The following is a 17,593-nucleotide window of genomic DNA, read 5'->3' on the forward strand; positions in this document are numbered from 1 at the left end:
GTGACATGAATGCCAAGATGCGGCGTAGTGCGCGCCTATGACCGCTGGACGAACCGATTTCTCCCGGATAGATAGCCGCGATGAGACGCCGCTTTGATGCGGTGCTGATGCATGTTTGCCCGGTATTGCCGGGCGCCGGAATCGGAGAAAACCTCGTGTCCCACGCAGAAGACCACGAAGGCACCCGCAGAGATTTCCTCTACTACGTCGCAGGCGGCGCAGGTGTCGTTGCGACGGGTGCAGCCGTATGGCCCCTGATCAACCAAATGAACCCCTCGGCAGACGTTCAGGCCCTGTCCTCGATCCGCGTGGATGTGAGCGGTGTCGAGCCCGGAACCCAGCTGACCGTCAAATGGTTGGGCAAACCCGTGTTCATCCGTCACCGCACCGGTGTCGAAATCGACGAAGCGCAGAAGCAGGACGCCGATGGCGTGGATGCCCTGCCTGACCCGCTGGCCCGTAACTTCAATCTGAATGCTGATGCACCGGCCACGGATGCAAACCGCGTGATGCCGTCGCCGGAAGGCGAAGCCGCAGGTGCCTGGATCGTCCAGATGGGCGTCTGTACTCATCTCGGTTGTGTCCCGCTGGGCGATGCTGGTGACTTTGGCGGCTGGTTCTGCCCCTGCCACGGTTCGCATTACGATATGGCTGGCCGTATCCGCAAAGGTCCTGCACCTGAAAACCTGCCCGTTCCGCCCGCTGAGTGGACGGACGCCAGCACCATCAAACTCGGCTAAGGGAGACCCAGATGTCCGGAATTCCCCACGATCACTATGAGCCGAAGACAAGTGGCGAGAAGTGGCTGAACAGCCGCCTGCCCATCGTCGGCCTGATCTATGACACCCTGATGATCCCAACCCCCAAGAACCTGAACTGGTGGTGGATCTGGGGTATCGTCCTGGCGTTTTGCCTGGTCCTGCAAATTGTCACCGGTATCGTTCTGGTGATGCACTACACTCCGCATGTTGATCTGGCCTTTGCTAGCATCGAGCACATCATGCGCAACGTGAATGGCGGCTATATGCTGCGGTATCTGCACATGAACGGCGCATCGCTGTTCTTTGTCGCGGTATACATCCACATCTTCCGCGGCCTGTTCTATGGCTCGTACAAAGCCCCGCGCGAGGTTACGTGGATCATCGGGATGCTGATCTATCTCTGTATGATGGGCACTGCCTTTATGGGCTATGTTCTGCCCTGGGGTCAGATGTCCTTCTGGGGTGCGACCGTGATCACCGGCCTGTTTGGTGCGATACCGTTTGTGGGTGACGCGATCCAGACCTGGCTGCTGGGCGGACCGGCTGTGGACAACGCCACGCTGAACCGCTTCTTCTCGCTGCACTACCTGCTGCCCTTTGTAATTGCGGCGCTGGTCATCGTGCATGTCTGGGCTTTCCACACCACCGGCAACAACAACCCGACAGGTGTTGAGGTTCGCCGCGGTTCGAAAGCCGAGGCTGAGAAAGACACGCTGCCCTTCTGGCCTTACTTCGTGATCAAGGATCTGTTCGCACTGGCGGTCATCTTGGTTGTGTTCTGGGCGATTGTTGGTTTCATGCCGAACTATCTGGGCCACCCGGATAACTACATCGAAGCCAACCCGCTGGTAACACCGGCACATATCGTGCCCGAATGGTACTTCTTGCCGTTCTACGCGATCCTGCGTGCCTTTACCGGCGAGGTCTGGGTTGTTCAATTCGCCAGCTTCATCACCGGCGGCATCATTGACGCCAAGTTCTTTGGTGTTCTGGCGATGTTTGGTGCGATCCTGGCTATGGCTCTGGCGCCGTGGCTGGACACGTCGACCGTACGTTCGGGTAAATACCGGCCGATGTTCAAATGGTGGTTCTACCTGCTGATCGTCGACTTCTTTGCCCTGATGTGGCTGGGTGCGATGCCCGCAGAAGAGCCCTATGCGACCTTCTCGTTAATCGCATCGGCCTACTGGTTCGGCTATTTCTTCGTGATCCTGCCGGTTCTGGGTGTCATCGAAAAACCCGATGCACAGCCGGAAACCATCGAAGAAGACTTCAACGCGCATTATGGCAAGGCTGACGCCGATGCCACGCCGGCCGAGTAAGAAGAGGGACCGGAAACATGTTCAAGAAACTTGCAATCGGTGCCGCGTTTGCTATCGCACTTGCTCCTGTCGCGTCTAACGCGGCAGGCGGAGGCGAACAGCATATCGAGGACTTCCAATTCTCATTCGAAGGTCCGTTCGGAACCTGGGATCAACACCAGTTACAGCGCGGCCTGCAGATTTACACCGATGTTTGCGCGGCCTGCCACGGCCTGCGCTATGTGCCTCTGCGTGACCTCGAAGCGCTGGGCTATTCGGAAGACGAAGTCACCGCTTATGCGGCGGGCAACTTTGAAGTGTTCGACCCCGAGCTGGACGACTTCCGCCCGGCAAAACCCGTTGACCATTTCCCCGCCAATGATGGCGTTGGCGCACCCGACCTGAGCCTGATGGCCAAGGCGCGTGCCGGTTTCCACGGCCCTTACGGTCTGGGGATCAACCAGCTGGTCAACGGCATGGGCGGCCCGGAATACATCGCCTCGTTGCTGGATGGTTATACTGGCCACGAAAAGGAAGAAGCGGGAACGATTCTGTACGAAAACACCGCCTTCCCCGGTGGTTGGATTTCGATGGCGCCCCCGCTTTCGGATGAGCAGGTCGAGTTTGCCGATGGCCACGCAAATGACGTCGAGCATATGTCGGAAGACGTTGCAGCCTTTCTGATGTGGACGGCTGAACCGAAGATGATGGAGCGTAAGTATTCGGGCTTTGTCGGTGTTGTCTTCCTGACGCTTCTGTCGGTCCTGCTGTACCTGGTCAACAAGCGTCTGTGGGCAGGCGTTAAAGGCAAGAAGAAACACTAAGCGCTTTTTCAGAAAAGTTAGAAACCCCCGCGCCACTGGCAGCGGGGGTTTTTTTGTTGCTTTGGGGTGGAAGGGGCGAATCAGGCGCTGAGCTGTGTTGCGGAGCGGCCGGTGATGGTGGCGGTCACGACTTGCCCTTCGGATTGAGCGGTTTTGAACGTGACTTCGGTGAACTGCTCGGTGCGGCCCATATGCGGATTTTCCATCAGGATGTGATGTACCTTGCCAACCTGGGCGGTCAGGTGCTTGGCAATCTGCACCTCGCCAGCGGCACGCAGACGGGCGGCGCGGGTTTTGATGACATTGCCGTTGACCTGCTGCGGAATGCGGGCAGCGGGTGTACCTTCGCGTTTGGAGTAGGGGAAGACATGCAGCCATGTCAGATCGCAATCGGCAATCAGCCTTAGCGAGTTTTCGAAATGCGCCTCGGTCTCGGTCGGGAAACCGGCGATGATGTCAGCGCCAAAGGTCATCTCGGGGCGCAGTTTGCGGGCCTCTTGGGTAAATCGGATCGCATCGTCACGCAAATGGCGGCGTTTCATCCGCTTCAGGATCAGATCGTCGCCATGCTGCAGCGACAGATGCAAGTGAGGCATCAGGCGGGGTTCTGTGGCAATGGCCTGCATCAGGTTTTCATCGACCTCGATCGAATCGATCGAGCTGATCCGGAGGCGCGGCAAATCGGGCACCAGTTTGAGGATGCGCATAACCAGATCACCCAGCTTTGGCTGGGCAGGCAGGTCAGCCCCCCATGAGGTCAGGTCGACGCCGGTCAGAACGACCTCATTATAGCCCTTATCGACCAGACGCTTGATCTGGTCCACAACAACGCCCGCGGGGACGCTGCGCGAATTACCGCGGCCATATGGGATGATGCAGAAGGTACAGCGGTGGTCACAGCCATTCTGAACCTGTACATAGGCGCGGGACCGAGTGCCAAACCCGTCGATCAGGTGGCCAGCGGTTTCGGTAACCGACATGATGTCATCAACCTGGACGGCCTCGGTTTCACCAATGAAATCCGCCGCCATACCTTTCCAGGTTTCGGGTCGCATCTTTTCCGTGTTGCCAATGACGGCATCGACCTCTTCCATCTGGGAAAAGGTCTGCGGTTCTGTCTGCGCAGCGCAGCCGGTCACAATCAGCCGGGCATTCGGGTTTTCGCGGCGCAGTTTGCGGATTTCCTGCCGGGCCTTGCGCACTGCCTCGGCGGTCACGGCGCAGGTGTTCACCACCACCGCATCGGTCAGACCGGCCTGTTGCGACAGCTCTTTCATCGCCTCGGTCTCATAGGCGTTCAGGCGGCAGCCCAGCGTGGCGAATTTGGGCGGGTTCATCCCAGCGACCTCAGGAATTCCGGCGTCAGCAGGCCTGAGAAGACATGGGCGGTAGGGCCGGTCATCCAGACGCCATCGTCGCGCCATTCAATCCAAATCGTGCCGCCGTCCAGCTCGATCTGAACCTTGCGTCCGGTCAGGCCGCGCCGGGCTGCGGCCACGGCCGTTGCGCAGGACGAAGAGCCAGAGGCCAGGGTGATGCCAACGCCCCGTTCCCATACGCGCATGCGGATATGATCCGGACCGATCAGCTGTGCCACTTGTACATTGGTCCGTTCTGGATAGAGCGGATGATATTCATACCGTGCGCCGAACTCTGCCAGCGGAATCGCCTCGGCATTGTCGACAAAGAAGGTGCAATGCGGGTTTCCCATGCCGGTGGCGGTTGGGGCGCCTTCGATCGGCAGTTCCAAGGTGTCCACGTCTTCGGTCAGTGGAATCTCGTGCCAGTTCAGCTGCGGCAGTCCCATATTAACCGAAGTCAGCCCGTCCCCCGCATCGCTTGCATAGAGCGTTCCCCGCTCGGTGGTCAGGGTCAGGGTCTGTTTGCCGGTTTCCTCCATCAGAAACCGCGCGATACAGCGGGTGGCATTGCCACAGGCGGCCGAGGTCGAGCCATCGGCGTTGTAGAACACCAGATGGGCATCTGATGCGCCGTTTTCGATGACGGCGAGCTGATCAAAGCCGACCCCAAATTGCCGATGCCCAATGGCTTGAGCCAAGGCTGGTGTCACCCCGACCTCATGCGCGCGCGCATCCACAATGACAAAGTCATTGCCCAGCCCATGCATCTTCATAAAGGGCAATCCGGTGTTCTGAATTCCTTGCATGGCGGGCATATAACGTTGCTGCGGATGGGAATCCACCCTGTGGCGCAGATTCGTGAAAAAAGGGGTTGACCCCCTTGCGCCACCTGCCTAAGTAGGCCGCCTATCGGGACGCCGTTTCGAAAGAAACTACAGGCGTAACGAGGTGTGAAATAAGGTCTTGAACCCAGTCGGGAAAATGCCTTACAGAGCGCCACGGATCCAAAGGATCCAAACAAAAGAGTGGGCCGTTAGCTCAGTTGGTAGAGCAACTGACTTTTAATCAGTGGGTCGCAGGTTCGAATCCTGCACGGCTCACCACTTTTTACATAGCACCAACGCGTTACGCAGGATCAGATTGATGCGAACGTATAACCACACCGCATGTGCAATGATCTGCCGAGGAGATCCGTGGCGATTGTAGCTTATCGGCGATGGCTGCTTCGATGTCACCTTCGTCCAATTACGGGTGTGAGAATCCAAACGGCAAGTTGGCGGGACAAAACCCTTCGAACTGCAGAAATCACTTTACGTTCAAGGGTTTGCGACTTCTGTTAGCCTCTGAATGTAAATGGTGCCTCAAGAGGGACTCGAACCCCCGACCTTGTCCTTACGAAGGACCTGCTCTACCAGCTGAGCTATTGAGGCAAGCGAGGCTCATTTAAACCCTCGTGCGGGTGCTTGCAAGCGGTGAAACACCGGGTTTCATGACCTCAGAAGCACCTGTTTCCGCATTTTGTTATCACCGTTCATTGAGGGTCCGGCGCGCACTGGAAATCGGAACCGGGTTGACTGCAGTTATATATTTCTATATTTCATGAAATATGGAAATAATAGCAACAGAACAACTGGCGACTTTGGGTCACCCGCAACGGCTTTCAGTGTTTCGCATGTTGATGCGACGCTTTCCTGACGCTGTCCCGGCTGGAGAGCTTGCCTTGGGGCTGGGGATCAAGCCCAACACATTATCGAACTATCTGAACGCGTTGCGACAGGCGGGGCTGGTCCGGCAGAATCGGTCTGGTACCTCTTTGCTCTACTCGATCGAGATGCAGAATGTGCAGCAGATGCTGGATTACCTACTGAACGATTGCTGCCGCGGACGCCCCGAAATCTGTATCCCGTCAGGCTGGGAAAGCGACAGATCAGCGGACCGAAAATATAACGTTCTTTTCCTGTGCGTTGGCAATTCCGCCCGTTCGATATTTGCTGAATCTATCCTTCGCGCGCTGGCGGGTGAGCGTTTCAACGCATATTCTGCGGGAACGCAGCCTTCATCCGGGCTCAACCCTATAGCGGTGCAGGTCCTTAAGGACAAAGGGCATGATGTTTCGGCTCTGCGCTCGAAACATATCTCAGAATTTGCCACCTCTGACGTGCCCGAGATGGATTTTGTCTTTACCGTCTGCAATCAGGCCGCGAATGAGGAATGCCCGGCCTGGGATGGCCAGCCGATCAGCGGTCACTGGGGCGTGGTCGACCCGGTCATGGCGACAGGCACGAAGGCTGAAAAAAGCCTGGCCTTCCAGAACGCCTATGGTTCGCTCAGGCGCAGGATCGAGGCCTTTACCTCGCTGCCGGTCGAAAGCCTCGACCGGATCGCCTTGCAATCTGCTGTCGACGATATTGCCAGAACATCTGACGAGGACATGACATGACAACCTACGCTGTGAATGGCCTTGGCCGGATGGGCAAGCTGGCCCTGAAACCACTATTGGAGAAAGGCGCAAAGATCGCCTGGATCAATGACGGGATCGGTGATCCTGAAATGCACGCACATTTGCTGGAATTTGATACGGTTCATGGACGCTGGGAAGCAGATTTTGACTATGACAAAGACAGCGTCACCATAGAGGGTATGCGCTTGCCGTTTGTCGGTACCCGCGACCTGAACGCGCTGCCACTGGACGGGGTCGACGTGGTGATTGACTGCACTGGCGCCTTCAAAACCGAGACCAAGCTGGCGCCATATTTTGATGCAGGCGTCAGGAAGGTTGTCGTCTCGGCACCGGTCAAGGATGGCCCGACCGCCAATATCGTGATGGGCGTGAACGAAGGTACATATGATCCGAGCGCGCATCACATCGTGACGGCTGCGTCCTGCACCACCAACTGCCTGGCGCCGGTGGTCAAGGTGATCCACGAAAATCTGGGCATTCGGCACGGGTCGATGACCACGATCCATGATGTGACGAATACGCAGACCATCGTGGACCGACCCGCCAAAGACCTGCGCCGCGCGCGCTCGGCCCTGAATTCGCTGATCCCAACCACCACCGGCTCGGCCACGGCAATCACCCTGATCTACCCCGAGCTAACAGGCCGGTTGAACGGCCACGCGGTCCGGGTGCCGCTGCTGAATGCCTCGCTGACCGATTGCGTGTTCGAAGTGGAGCGGGAAACAACCGTCGAAGAGGTCAACGCGTTTTTCAAAGAAGCCGCCGATGGAGATTTGAAGGGTATTCTGGGCTATGAGACCCGCCCTCTGGTCTCGACAGACTATACCAATGACCAGCGTTCTTCGATCATCGATGCCCCGTCGACCATGGTGGTGAACGGCACCCAGGTAAAGATCTACGCCTGGTATGACAATGAGATGGGATACGCGCACCGTCTGGTCGACGTCGCGCTCATGGTCGGAGCCGCGCTGTGACCCAGCGGCCCGAAGGTTTGTCGGCCTATATCGCGGTCACGGCAGCCTATTGGGCATTCATGCTGACCGACGGCGCGCTTCGTATGCTGGTGCTGCTGCATTTTCATACGATGGGCTTCTCGCCGGTCCAGCTGGCCTATCTGTTTGTTCTGTATGAAATTGCCGGTATCGGCACCAATCTGGCGGCGGGCTGGATTGCGGCTCGGTTCGGGTTGACCTCGACGCTCTATGCGGGGCTTGGCCTGCAGGTGGGGGCGTTGCTGTTGCTGACACAACTAGACCCTAATTGGGCAATTCCTGCCAAAGTGGCCTTTGTCATGATCGTTCAGGGTGCCAGCGGCGTGGCCAAGGATCTGGCCAAGATGTCTTCGAAATCCGCCGTGAAACTGCTGGCCCCGACCGAGGATGGCGGCCTGTTTCGCTGGGTTGCCCTGCTGACCGGGTCCAAGAACGCGGTCAAAGGGCTGGGCTTTTTGCTGGGTGCAGGTCTACTGGCCACGTTTGGCTTTAACTGGGCGGTGCTGGCCATGGCTATGGTGCTGGGCGTCATCATGATCGCGGTCGTTCTATTCATGCCGCCGGGCCTGCCCAAAGGGCGTAAAGACGCAAAATTCTCTGAGGTTTTTTCGAAATCCCCCAATATCAACTGGCTGTGCCTGTCCCGCCTGTTTCTGTTTGGCGCGCGCGATGTGTGGTTTGTGGTCGGGATTCCGATCTATTTCTATGCGGTGCTTTCCGACGGGTCCGAAACCGGGAACCGAGCGGCCTTTTTCATGATCGGGACATTCATGGCGGCCTGGATCATCCTATACGGCGCAGTTCAGGCCAGCGCCCCGAAGATCCTGCGCGCCTCTGACCGGTCCGAGCCCCAATTGATCCGCGCCGCGCGCGATTGGGCCGTAGCCCTGTTCTGCGTGCCTGCCGCCCTGACCGTCGCTGTGGCCTTATCCTCGGGGCCCGCCACTTGGCTGACCATTACGCTGGTGATCGGCTTGCTGATCTTTGGAGTGATCTTTGCCGTGAACTCCTCGCTGCACTCCTATCTGATCCTGTCCTTTTCTCAGGCCGAGCGGGTCACGATGGATGTCGGTTTCTATTACATGGCCAACGCGGCCGGCCGATTGCTGGGCACAGTGCTGTCTGGCCTCACTTACCAGATCGGTGGTTTGGCAATGGTTCTGGGAACAGCCGCAACAATGGTCGCTCTGTCCGCGATGGCCTCGGACAGGATGCAGGACCGTTTGGCGGTGGGTTAGCATTCTCACCAAACTTGCTCGCGAATGCGGCATGGACTTCATAATTTTTGCGGATGAATTCTGTGACAGGACAAGTGGAATTAGCCCCTACATGTTACGCTATCCGGTAGAAACGCTTTGTTGGCGATGCCGCAGGGCATTTCAGCGGATCCAATTTGTTGTTTCAAAATCTCAGTGGCACACTCGGGAAGCGCGCAAAGCCACGCGTTCGAAAGCTCACTGAAGCAAAAGACTATTTTGATTGGTACCCAAGCAATAAGGCTTGCAGTGGTTCGTGGCCGACCGCTCAGCCTTAACAATCCGATATCACTGCCCAGAGGCATTTGACCTGGAATGCCACCACTCGAGTTGCATGAGGTCCGAGCATCAGCATTCCTTGGTCGGGTAGAAGTTAATGTCACACCACCGTCGCTATTCTGCAGCGTTCGGAACCGTCGCTTCTGCGTACATTCCCTTCACACGTTCCTTTGTTGGATCGAAATGCGGGAATGGCACGATCTTGGCTTTCAACCGCTTTTGTTGGCCGTCCAGCTGCCCGATTTCGATGTCCGCTCCAACGATGGCATGGGTAACCGAAATCCGACCCAAAGCGATGACCTTGCCGAGGATGGGTGATTTCATCGCGCTGGTAATCTCTCCGACCTGCGCTTTCCCAACGCGCACGCAGTCACCGGGTGAGGGGACCGTACCCCCTTCGATCTCAAATCCAACCAGTTTGCGGTGTGGGTGGGCCTTGCGCTCCTCTATCGCCGCCCGCCCAATGAAGTCGTCGGTCTTTGATTTCAGCGGCACAGTAAAGCCGATGCCGGCCTCGAACGGATCGGTCTGATCGTCGAATTCTGACCCGGCAAAGATCAGACCGCCCTCGATCCGCAACATGTCCAATGCGGCCAGGCCCAGAGGCGCAATGCCATACTCTTGGCCCACCTCCCAGACACGATCAAAGATTTCGACGGCATCCTTGGGGTGGCAGAAGATTTCATACCCAAGCTCTCCAGAATAGCCGGTCCGAGAAATTACAACAGAAGTCCCCTGCACATCACCAACCCGCGCGACCGAAAGCCGGAACCACGGCAGTTCGTCGATCGTTGGTTGCTGAGGCGGTGTCCAGAATATCTTGGAAAGTATGTCGCGGCTATGCCGCCCCTGAACTGCGATGTTGTGCAACTGGTCCGTAGAGTTGCGCACCCAGACATTCATATTGCGTTTGAGCGCCTGTTCCTGCAGCCACAACCCGCTGGTGTCATTCCCACCGATCCAGCGGAAGTTCGTCTCACCCAACCGGTAGACGGTGCCATCGTCGATCATACCGCCGTGCTCATAGCACATGGCCGTATAAACGACCTGACCAACGCTCAACTTTTTCATGTTGCGGGTCACGCAAAGCTGCATCAGTTCTTCGGCGTCAGGTCCCACGACTTCGTATTTGCGCAGCGGGCTGAGGTCCATGACAGCAACCTTGTCCCGGCAAGCCCAATATTCGGCAATCGCGCCATGATTGGTCATCGTGTTGGGCAGCCAATAGCCATTGTATTCTAAGAAATCACGGGTGTGCCGTGCAAAGCAGTCGTGAAATGCTGTTTTTTTAGTTTCTTCCACATCCGCCTCCGCAGATTTTCTATAGCCATAGGACCGCTTGAAATCCTCGGTCGCCTTATAGGTTCGCACTTGAATGTCTGTTGGATTCCAGCCATTTGCCGGGTCGATATCGCAGGGACAGCCGGTGCTGACGCAAACCAGATCGGTCAGGGCGCGCAGCAGGACGAAGTCACCGGGTCGCGACCACGGATCGTCCATGCCAATGGCGTTGGTGTCATCCAGCATCGTGTTGAAAAAGAAGTTAATCGCTGGCCAGCCACCGCGCGGCTTGATGCCATATTGGTCCAGATCCTTGTTGATATTGTCCGAACAATTCACATGGCCGGGATAGCCAAGGTCTTCATAATATCGCGCCGTACAGGCCAGACCGAACGTGTCATGGCGCCCACAGGTATCTTGAACGATTTCGATCAAAGGCTCTTGATCTACTGACCAGTACTTTGAGAAAATCCCGGGTTGAGGATACAAGCTGCCCATCAGGCTGCGTGTTGTTGTCGGGTCGATTTCACGCTCGATCCCCTGATCCAGTGCGCGGCGGCTGAAGGCCTGAAAATCGGAACACTCTCGGCCACGAATATCGACGATCTGGATGAATTCACCGGCCTTCACTTCATATGAGTGCGCATTTCCCGGCTGAATATTGAAATCCTTAAGCGGATCGGCCAGCGGATCGGGCGGTCCGACATCGGGCTTTTCCAATCCGGGCGCTGAGCGCTGGATGTACAAGATGATATCCGTAGGAGGGTTGTTGTCCTCGGGGCGCATAGCCTTGCCTGGTGCAGCGACAATCAAAAGACCATCGCTTTCCGCCACGAAATGCACCATGTCGCCCGGGCGTGAACCGCCAGCGAATGCCCGGATTGCGTCGCCTTTTCCGATGTCGAAGCCCGCGATTTCCAATGCACGCAGAACTTTTTTGCCAGATGCTGATCCATTTGCGAGGGTTGCGATCAAACCTTCGGGCCGTCCATGCCCCTGTGTGCCCAGCATGGCTGCATCGGAGCTTCGGTCAGGAGAAAAGAAGACCATCTCAGCCGGTTGCATCCCATCGCGGTCCAGCAGCGTGATGGTATCGCCCTTGGACACCGGTACCGCGCGCGACCCCATTCCGGGGATCGGGTGGCGTTCCGTTCCATGCGGCAGGATCGGAAGGCCGGGGGCCAGAACCCCGCTGCGTTCGAATGGAACTTCGAAGGCCGGCTTCACATTCATAGTGTGTTCTCCTGAATGGCTTCGGTTGCACCGCGATGGGTGACCACCAAGAGGCATCCCGCCTCGGTTCGCGAACAGTGGCTGAACCCGGCAGCAAGGCTGACAAAATCGCCGCTGCGATATCGAAACCCGTCGTGGTCGGTCAGATCGCCCTCAAGCACAAAGAACTCTTCCGGCCCGTAATGGACATGAGGGTTCGAACGTGTGCCTGGCGCCATCTTCATCAGATAGCTGCCTTGTCCGGTTGCCTCATCGAAACTGATATTCTTCCACCAGACCTGCGCATCGGGCAGGCCGTCCATCCGCATCCGGACAAATCCGGGGTCATCGAAGCGGATAACGATGCGTGCGCTCTGCTGTTGTGCCATCTTAGTCGAGCCCCAACCGCTTTTTGCGCTGATCAGCCCAGCTGCTGATCGCCATGTCGAAGGTAAGCGCCATCAGCGAGACATTCATGCCGAGCACAAAGTTCTTGCCCAGTTCGGTACCTGCCAGAGTTCGTTGAAGTTCTTGCCCCAGATCCTGCGTTCCAATGAAGGCCGCGATAATGACCATGAAGAAGGCGAACATGATGGCTTGATTAAACCCGACCGCCATAGTTGGCAGCGCCAGAGGGAACTGAACCGACATAAGTTTTTGCCGGCGGGTCGAGCCGGACATATCTGCTGCCTCGGTCATTTCCGGCGGCACGTTGCTGAGGCCAATAATAGTGTACCGGATCAGCGGGACGGCGGCGAAGATCAGAATCGAGAACACAACAGCGACATCATTGACCCCGAACAACATGATCGCAGGGATCAAGTAAATGAAGCTGGGGAAGGTTTGCGCAGTGTCGCAAGCCAGCAAAATGCTCTTGGACCAACGCGCGGACCGTGCTGCGACAACGCCCAGGGGGATGCCGATCATGGTTGCCAGCGCAACGGCCGAGATCACTGTATACAAAGTGATAACCGACCGATCCCACCAGCCCGAGAACGCGACAATCGTAAAGAAGACTGCTGCGTAGATGCCGGGCTTTCGGCCACCAACCCAATAAGCAAAGGAAACAACCAGCAGGATGAACGCGGGAGTTGGAATGGCGAGTAGCGTATTCCGGAATGGAATCAGAACCTTGACGTTCAGAAACCAGCGTAACCATTCGGTTGTCCCTTTGATCATGTCGATGGCCAGGAACGACTTGATAACCACGTCGATTTCTTTGCCCTGGCTGAGATGCTGCTTGCGGCCAATTTCGGCCAGGATCGGGAAGACCTGAGACAGCAGAGTGAACCCAACAAACAGACCCAGTGCGACCAGCGAAATCTGGTGGCGCTTCCACCACGGGGTGCCGCGTTCGAAGTGCACTGGCTGCTTGACGACCCAGGCCTTTGACATCCGATCCAACGTGACAGCCAGAAGGACGATGGTTACGCCAATCTCGAAAGAACGGCCCAGCTTGAAACTACCCATCATCGCCAGCAGTTTGGCTCCAAGACCCGGCATGCCGATAAACGCGGTCAGAACCACCATTGCCAGACACAGCATGATAACCTGATTGACGCCGACCAGAACTTCGGTGCGCGCAGCCGGCACGTAAACATGGCGTAGCATCTGCCATTTGGTACATCCAGACATCTGGCCTGCTTCGATCACTTCGGGGCTGACTTTCTTCAGACCCAACGTGGTCATCAGGATCATCGGCGGGATGGCAAAGGTAATCGTTGCAACAGCCCCAGCTGTCGGTCCGACCTTAAAAAAGATCACTGCTGGCAAGAGATACGTAAAGAAGGGCAGGGTTTGCAGCACGGACAACATGGGTTTCAGCAACCGCTCGAACCAGCTGTATTTCCAGGCGGCGATGCCCAGTATCAAGCCCAAAAGAAACGCCAGCGGTGCGGCAACCACGATGACAGACATCGTCTGCATGGCGATCTTCCACTGCCCGATCGCGGCCGTCCAGATGAAGGTTCCCGCGCCTAATGCGGCCAGACGCCAACCACCTACGGCGTAGCCGACGACGGCTGCCACTGCGGCGATTGCGGACCATGGGATCGGGCCTAGATTGGGCCAACGGCGCTTGCCTTCCAGAAGGTTCGCTGACGTATCCAGCAGGAACTCAAGCGGACCTTCGGCGATAAATCGTGTGACATAGATCAGGCCAAGATCATTTTGGATAAAGTAGAAGACTGCATCCAGAACCTGCGCCGTTGGCGGAATCGCGGCTTCGGGGATGCGGTTTAGCCATTCGGGCAGAACTCCGACAGCTTTGGCAACGATCAGCACGAAGGCGGCGGCCAGCAGTGTAGTCAGGACTCTGGTTTTTCCCCACGTCCCGTCTGAAGTGTCCGGTACTTCGGTGGACAGCGCCGCCATCATTCAGCTCCAAGCAGAACATTCAATGCGGCGTCACGTTCCAAAACACCGGTGACAACGCCTTTGTCATCCGCCACCGGCAAAAGAATGCGGTTATCGTTGACAAGAACCCGCGCCAGTTCGTGAATGGTTGATCCACCATTGATAGGTGCGCCCTCCAAGGCATGACCGTTCACAGGTTTTGCCAGGCCTTCGGCATGTACGACCCGGGCCTTGTCGACATCTTCGGTAAACTTGGCCACGTACTCGGTGGCAGGGTTCATCACAATCTTGTCGGGGGTGTCACATTGTTCGACCGCGCCGTTGCGCATGATTGCAATCCGGTCTGCCAGACGTAGCGCTTCGTCAAAATCATGCGTGATGAAAACGATGGTTTTGCCCAGCATCTCTTGCAATCGCAGGAATTCATCCTGCATTTCGCGGCGGATCAGTGGATCAAGCGCCGAGAATGGCTCGTCCAGAAACCAGATATCGGGTTCAATGGCGAGCGACCGGGCGATTCCCACTCTTTGCTGTTGGCCACCGCTCAATTCCCGTGGGAAGTATTCTTCCCGACCTTCAAGGCCCACCAACTTGATGACTTCCAGCGCGCGCTCGCGCCGATCATGACGATCTTGTCCGCGCATTTCCAACGGAAAGGCCACGTTGTCCAAAACCGTGCGATGTGGCAGCAGTCCGAAAGACTGAAACACCATGCCCATCTTGTTTCTGCGCAATTCAATCAGATCGCGCTCGCTCAGGCTCATGATGTCCTGACCGTCAACCTCAATCGTTCCGCCTGTAATGTCGTGCAGGCGCGAAAAGCAACGTACCAGCGTCGACTTGCCTGACCCTGACAAACCCATGATGACCAGCATTTCGCCACGGCCAACCTCAATCGAGACATCCTTGACACCGGCGATATACCCATCTGCACGGATTTCATCAAAACCGCGGCCAGCGGGCATGGACTTCAGGTAGCTCTCTGGCGAGGGCCCAAACAGTTTCCATACATTTTTGGCTGAGATGACAGGCGCTGTGGCGGACATGGCTGCCTAACTTTCTTGTTGAGCGCGGCCTTGCATCGATCAGATGGTCAAGGCCGCGCCAGTTTCGGTGGATGTAGCCGGGATTATGAGCTGCAGGAACTGATCCAAGGATCGACGACAGCGCGGTTGGCGTCCAGCCATTCTTCGGCGGCTTCTTCCGGTTCAAGCTCATCAGTATCGACCAGCTTCGCCATCTCAGCAATCTGCGGATTGGTGAAAGAAATCTCTGTCAGGGCGCAATACGCGGCCGGCCATTTGTCTTTCATACCATCCCAGGCTGCCTTTTTCAGGTAACCTTTGGCGGGGTTGCCGCAATCATACAACGCATTCGGGTTAGGACCCTTGGCTGGGTCTTTGTCGCATCCGTCTTCCCATGCTGGGAACTCAACGAACTCACCAGGCCAGACGGCTTCGGCAAAGTTTGGCGTCCAGTTAAAAACCAGTACCGGTGTTTTGTCGGCCTCAGCCGCGCCTATCTCGGCCCAAAGGGCTGCGGCGGAACCCGCATTGATCACGGTAAAGTTCAGATCAAGTGCTTCGGCGCGTTCTTTACCATGCTTCAACCAGTCAACTGGACCATCCAGATACCGACCCTTGTCGCCGGTTTCGGCTGTCGCGAACAGGTGTGCGCAGTCGTTCAATGCATTCCAATCTGGCAGGCCCGGGCAGGATTCCTTGGTCCACATGGGATACCACCAATCCTCACGTGTAACGGCGTCATGATCGCCTGCGTCATGCAGGCCACCTTTTTCCAATGCCGCCCTGTAGGACGCGCCAAACGCGCCTTCCCAGACTTCCATCTCCAACGCCACATCGCCCAGGCGCACCGATTCATAGACCGCCTGGCTGTCGGTGGTGACGTATTCGACGTTGTTGCCCATCTCTTCAAAGATCAGGCCGACAACGTTCGACATCACGATCTGGCTGGACCAATTGTGAATTGGGATCACGATCGGGTCGCTGCTGTCTTCTGCAGTCGCCCCTGTTCCCGCAACTGCTGCCAAAGTTGCAGCAGAAAGGAGGTTTGTAAGTTTCATGTTTGCTCCCTGAGTGATGTTCATTTTTTAGGTTGTGGACTCTTCCGGCCCCGAATTTGTGCATTCTGCGCAGAATCGCCCCAGACGCAGAACAGAAATTTGAGGGTCTTTGACCATAAATTCTTGAGGCTAACCCGACTTTTTGCTATCTTAACAATTAGTTGCCTGATCGATTGCCCGCAGATGAGGCCAAATGTTTTTCGATCGCTATAACGTCCAGTTCGGGAATCCGCTCTGAAATGCCAAAGAAAACTTCAGTCACAGGGAAAGTCCTTCCGCCGCTCGACTATTTGTTGGCGTTTGAAGCTGCCGCAAAGGCGCAGAGCTTTGCGCAGGCCAGTAAGGTTCTGAACATCTCTGAAACGGCGATCAGCCGCAAAGTGCGGTTGCTAGAGCAACACTATGATGTGCCGTTGTTTGTGCGAGGGCACCGATCTGTTTCGCTTACCCAACAAGGGGCCATCCTGCTGGCAACCGTGGAGAAGTCGCTGGACCTGATGCGGGATGTCAGCCGGGATATGCTGGCCAAACATCAGGCCAACACGGTATCGATCTCCGCCACCAACTCTGTCGCGTCTCTTTGGCTGATGCCGCAACTTCGCAAGTTCAACAAATCAAATGGCCGCATCCGTATTTCGCTGGTCTCTTCTGACAGCGACGCAGAGTGCCTGTCGGATTCGATGGACTTGACGATCCTGCGTGGAGATGGCGATTGGCCGGGATACGAGGCACAGCTTTTGTTCGGAGAAACCGTATTTCCGGTCTGCAGCCCAGAGTATCTCAAGAGCAACCCCAAAGCGGCAGATATATCTGCGCTGCCGGAACTGGACCTTATTGAAGTCGCCAGTGGTCATGCAGAGTGGATGACATGGCGCACTTGGTTCAGTGGCAATGGGGTATCGACGTCCTCGATGGAACAGGCAGTGGAGTTCAATACCTATCCGTTGTCAGTGCAAGCAGCTGTCGATGGACTGGGAATTGCATTGGGTTGGGCCCATCTTGTTGACCCATTGCTTGAAAGCGGCACCTTGGTCAGACCGGTTCAGGGCGCATCAGTGCGAACACAGTCCGGATACTACCTGTTAAAAAGGCCTCTTCACAAAGCTTTCCCAGAGCAGCGCATCGTTGAAGATTGGTTGCTTGGTCTCAGCGCGGGTCGGAAAAGATACGCCTGATCGCTGTGGCCAGCCTCTGTTTCCTAATGATGAATCGAGTAGCACTTTCAGGGAGTGTTAAACTCGCATATTGACCCTAGGGAATAAATATTTACTTTAAAGAAAAATATATGCGAATCTGGTTCGGCTCCTTGCCGTTCTGGTTGGAACACTATTGGCCTATTTTATGCAGGGAGACCGAAACCCAATGAGCTATAAATCTGACATCGAAATTGCGCGTGAGGCGAAGAAGAAGCCGATTCAGGAGATTGG

At 56.5% G+C, this 17,593-nt stretch carries 14 protein-coding genes and 2 tRNA genes; 8 read left to right on the forward strand and 8 right to left on the reverse strand.

Translation table 11 applies throughout. The features are described 5' to 3' along the window. Positions 1-155 precede the first annotated feature (155 nt). The 3 genes from petA to AC2FIM_RS17675 are packed head-to-tail and all read left to right on the forward strand — an operon-like array spanning position 156 to position 2,886. Positions 156-740, forward strand: a complete 585-nt coding sequence (petA, locus tag AC2FIM_RS17665) for a ubiquinol-cytochrome c reductase iron-sulfur subunit (RefSeq protein WP_142640296.1) — start codon at positions 156-158, stop codon at positions 738-740. 11 nt (positions 741-751) lie between these two features. Further along, a complete protein-coding gene (gene petB, locus AC2FIM_RS17670) occupies positions 752-2,083 on the forward strand; it encodes a cytochrome b (RefSeq protein WP_142640230.1) in 1,332 nt (443 codons plus the stop codon). 17 nt (positions 2,084-2,100) lie between these two features. Then, positions 2,101-2,886, forward strand: coding sequence for a cytochrome c1 (locus AC2FIM_RS17675; RefSeq protein WP_271951724.1), 786 nt, complete (start codon positions 2,101-2,103; stop codon positions 2,884-2,886). An 80-nt stretch (positions 2,887-2,966) separates the two neighbouring features. Here the strand turns inward: AC2FIM_RS17675 and mtaB are convergent, their stop codons facing one another. Both mtaB and dapF read right to left on the reverse strand, forming a co-directional pair. Next, on the reverse strand, positions 2,967-4,223 hold the full coding sequence (mtaB, locus tag AC2FIM_RS17680) for a tRNA (N(6)-L-threonylcarbamoyladenosine(37)-C(2))-methylthiotransferase MtaB (protein WP_271951726.1): 1,257 nt from the start codon (positions 4,221-4,223) through the stop codon (positions 2,967-2,969). Beyond that, on the reverse strand, positions 4,220-5,062 hold the full coding sequence (gene dapF / locus AC2FIM_RS17685) for a diaminopimelate epimerase (protein ID WP_496708296.1): 843 nt from the start codon (positions 5,060-5,062) through the stop codon (positions 4,220-4,222). The genes mtaB and dapF overlap by 4 nt, the downstream gene beginning before the upstream one ends. Before the next feature lie 212 nt (positions 5,063-5,274). Here dapF and AC2FIM_RS17690 point away from each other — a divergent pair. Further along, positions 5,275-5,350, forward strand: a tRNA-Lys gene (locus AC2FIM_RS17690). A 251-nt stretch (positions 5,351-5,601) separates the two neighbouring features. Here the strand turns inward: AC2FIM_RS17690 and AC2FIM_RS17695 are convergent. Next, a tRNA-Thr gene (locus tag AC2FIM_RS17695) sits at positions 5,602-5,677 on the reverse strand. 176 nt (positions 5,678-5,853) lie between these two features. Between AC2FIM_RS17695 and AC2FIM_RS17700 the strand changes: the two genes are divergently transcribed. Genes AC2FIM_RS17700 through arsJ form a run of 3 tightly spaced genes read left to right on the forward strand, consistent with a single transcriptional unit; the run spans position 5,854 to position 8,938 of the window. After that, entirely contained in the window at positions 5,854-6,687 is an 834-nt protein-coding gene (locus tag AC2FIM_RS17700; protein WP_271951740.1) for an arsenate reductase/protein-tyrosine-phosphatase family protein, read from the forward strand. After that, entirely contained in the window at positions 6,684-7,682 is a 999-nt protein-coding gene (locus tag AC2FIM_RS17705; RefSeq protein WP_271951742.1) for an ArsJ-associated glyceraldehyde-3-phosphate dehydrogenase, read from the forward strand. The genes AC2FIM_RS17700 and AC2FIM_RS17705 overlap by 4 nt, the downstream gene beginning before the upstream one ends. Then, positions 7,679-8,938, forward strand: coding sequence for an organoarsenical effux MFS transporter ArsJ (arsJ, locus tag AC2FIM_RS17710; RefSeq protein WP_496678877.1), 1,260 nt, complete (start codon positions 7,679-7,681; stop codon positions 8,936-8,938). The genes AC2FIM_RS17705 and arsJ overlap by 4 nt, the downstream gene beginning before the upstream one ends. A gap of 411 nt (positions 8,939-9,349) precedes the next feature. Here the strand turns inward: arsJ and AC2FIM_RS17715 are convergent, their stop codons facing one another. The 5 genes from AC2FIM_RS17715 to AC2FIM_RS17735 form a co-directional block, all read right to left on the reverse strand. Continuing rightward, positions 9,350-11,749, reverse strand: coding sequence for a trimethylamine N-oxide demethylase (locus tag AC2FIM_RS17715; protein WP_496708297.1), 2,400 nt, complete (start codon positions 11,747-11,749; stop codon positions 9,350-9,352). Next, entirely contained in the window at positions 11,746-12,117 is a 372-nt protein-coding gene (locus tag AC2FIM_RS17720) for a cupin domain-containing protein (protein ID WP_496708298.1), read from the reverse strand. Before AC2FIM_RS17720 ends, AC2FIM_RS17715 begins: the two co-directional genes overlap by 4 nt. Before the next feature lies 1 nt (position 12,118). After that, positions 12,119-14,101, reverse strand: a complete 1,983-nt coding sequence (locus AC2FIM_RS17725; protein WP_281973701.1) for an ABC transporter permease — start codon at positions 14,099-14,101, stop codon at positions 12,119-12,121. Beyond that, a complete protein-coding gene (locus AC2FIM_RS17730; RefSeq protein WP_496678879.1) occupies positions 14,101-15,129 on the reverse strand; it encodes a quaternary amine ABC transporter ATP-binding protein in 1,029 nt (342 codons plus the stop codon). The genes AC2FIM_RS17725 and AC2FIM_RS17730 overlap by 1 nt, the downstream gene beginning before the upstream one ends. A gap of 83 nt (positions 15,130-15,212) precedes the next feature. Beyond that, positions 15,213-16,166, reverse strand: a complete 954-nt coding sequence (locus AC2FIM_RS17735) for an ABC transporter substrate-binding protein (protein ID WP_271951752.1) — start codon at positions 16,164-16,166, stop codon at positions 15,213-15,215. 239 nt (positions 16,167-16,405) lie between these two features. On the opposite strand from AC2FIM_RS17735, the gene AC2FIM_RS17740 reads away from it, so the two are divergent. Next, complete coding sequence (locus tag AC2FIM_RS17740) at positions 16,406-17,341, forward strand: LysR substrate-binding domain-containing protein (protein ID WP_142640206.1); 936 nt, start codon at positions 16,406-16,408, stop codon at positions 17,339-17,341. Positions 17,342-17,593 lie beyond the last annotated feature (252 nt).

The sequence above is a fragment of the Ruegeria sp. CDSC052 genome (genome assembly GCF_059610685.1).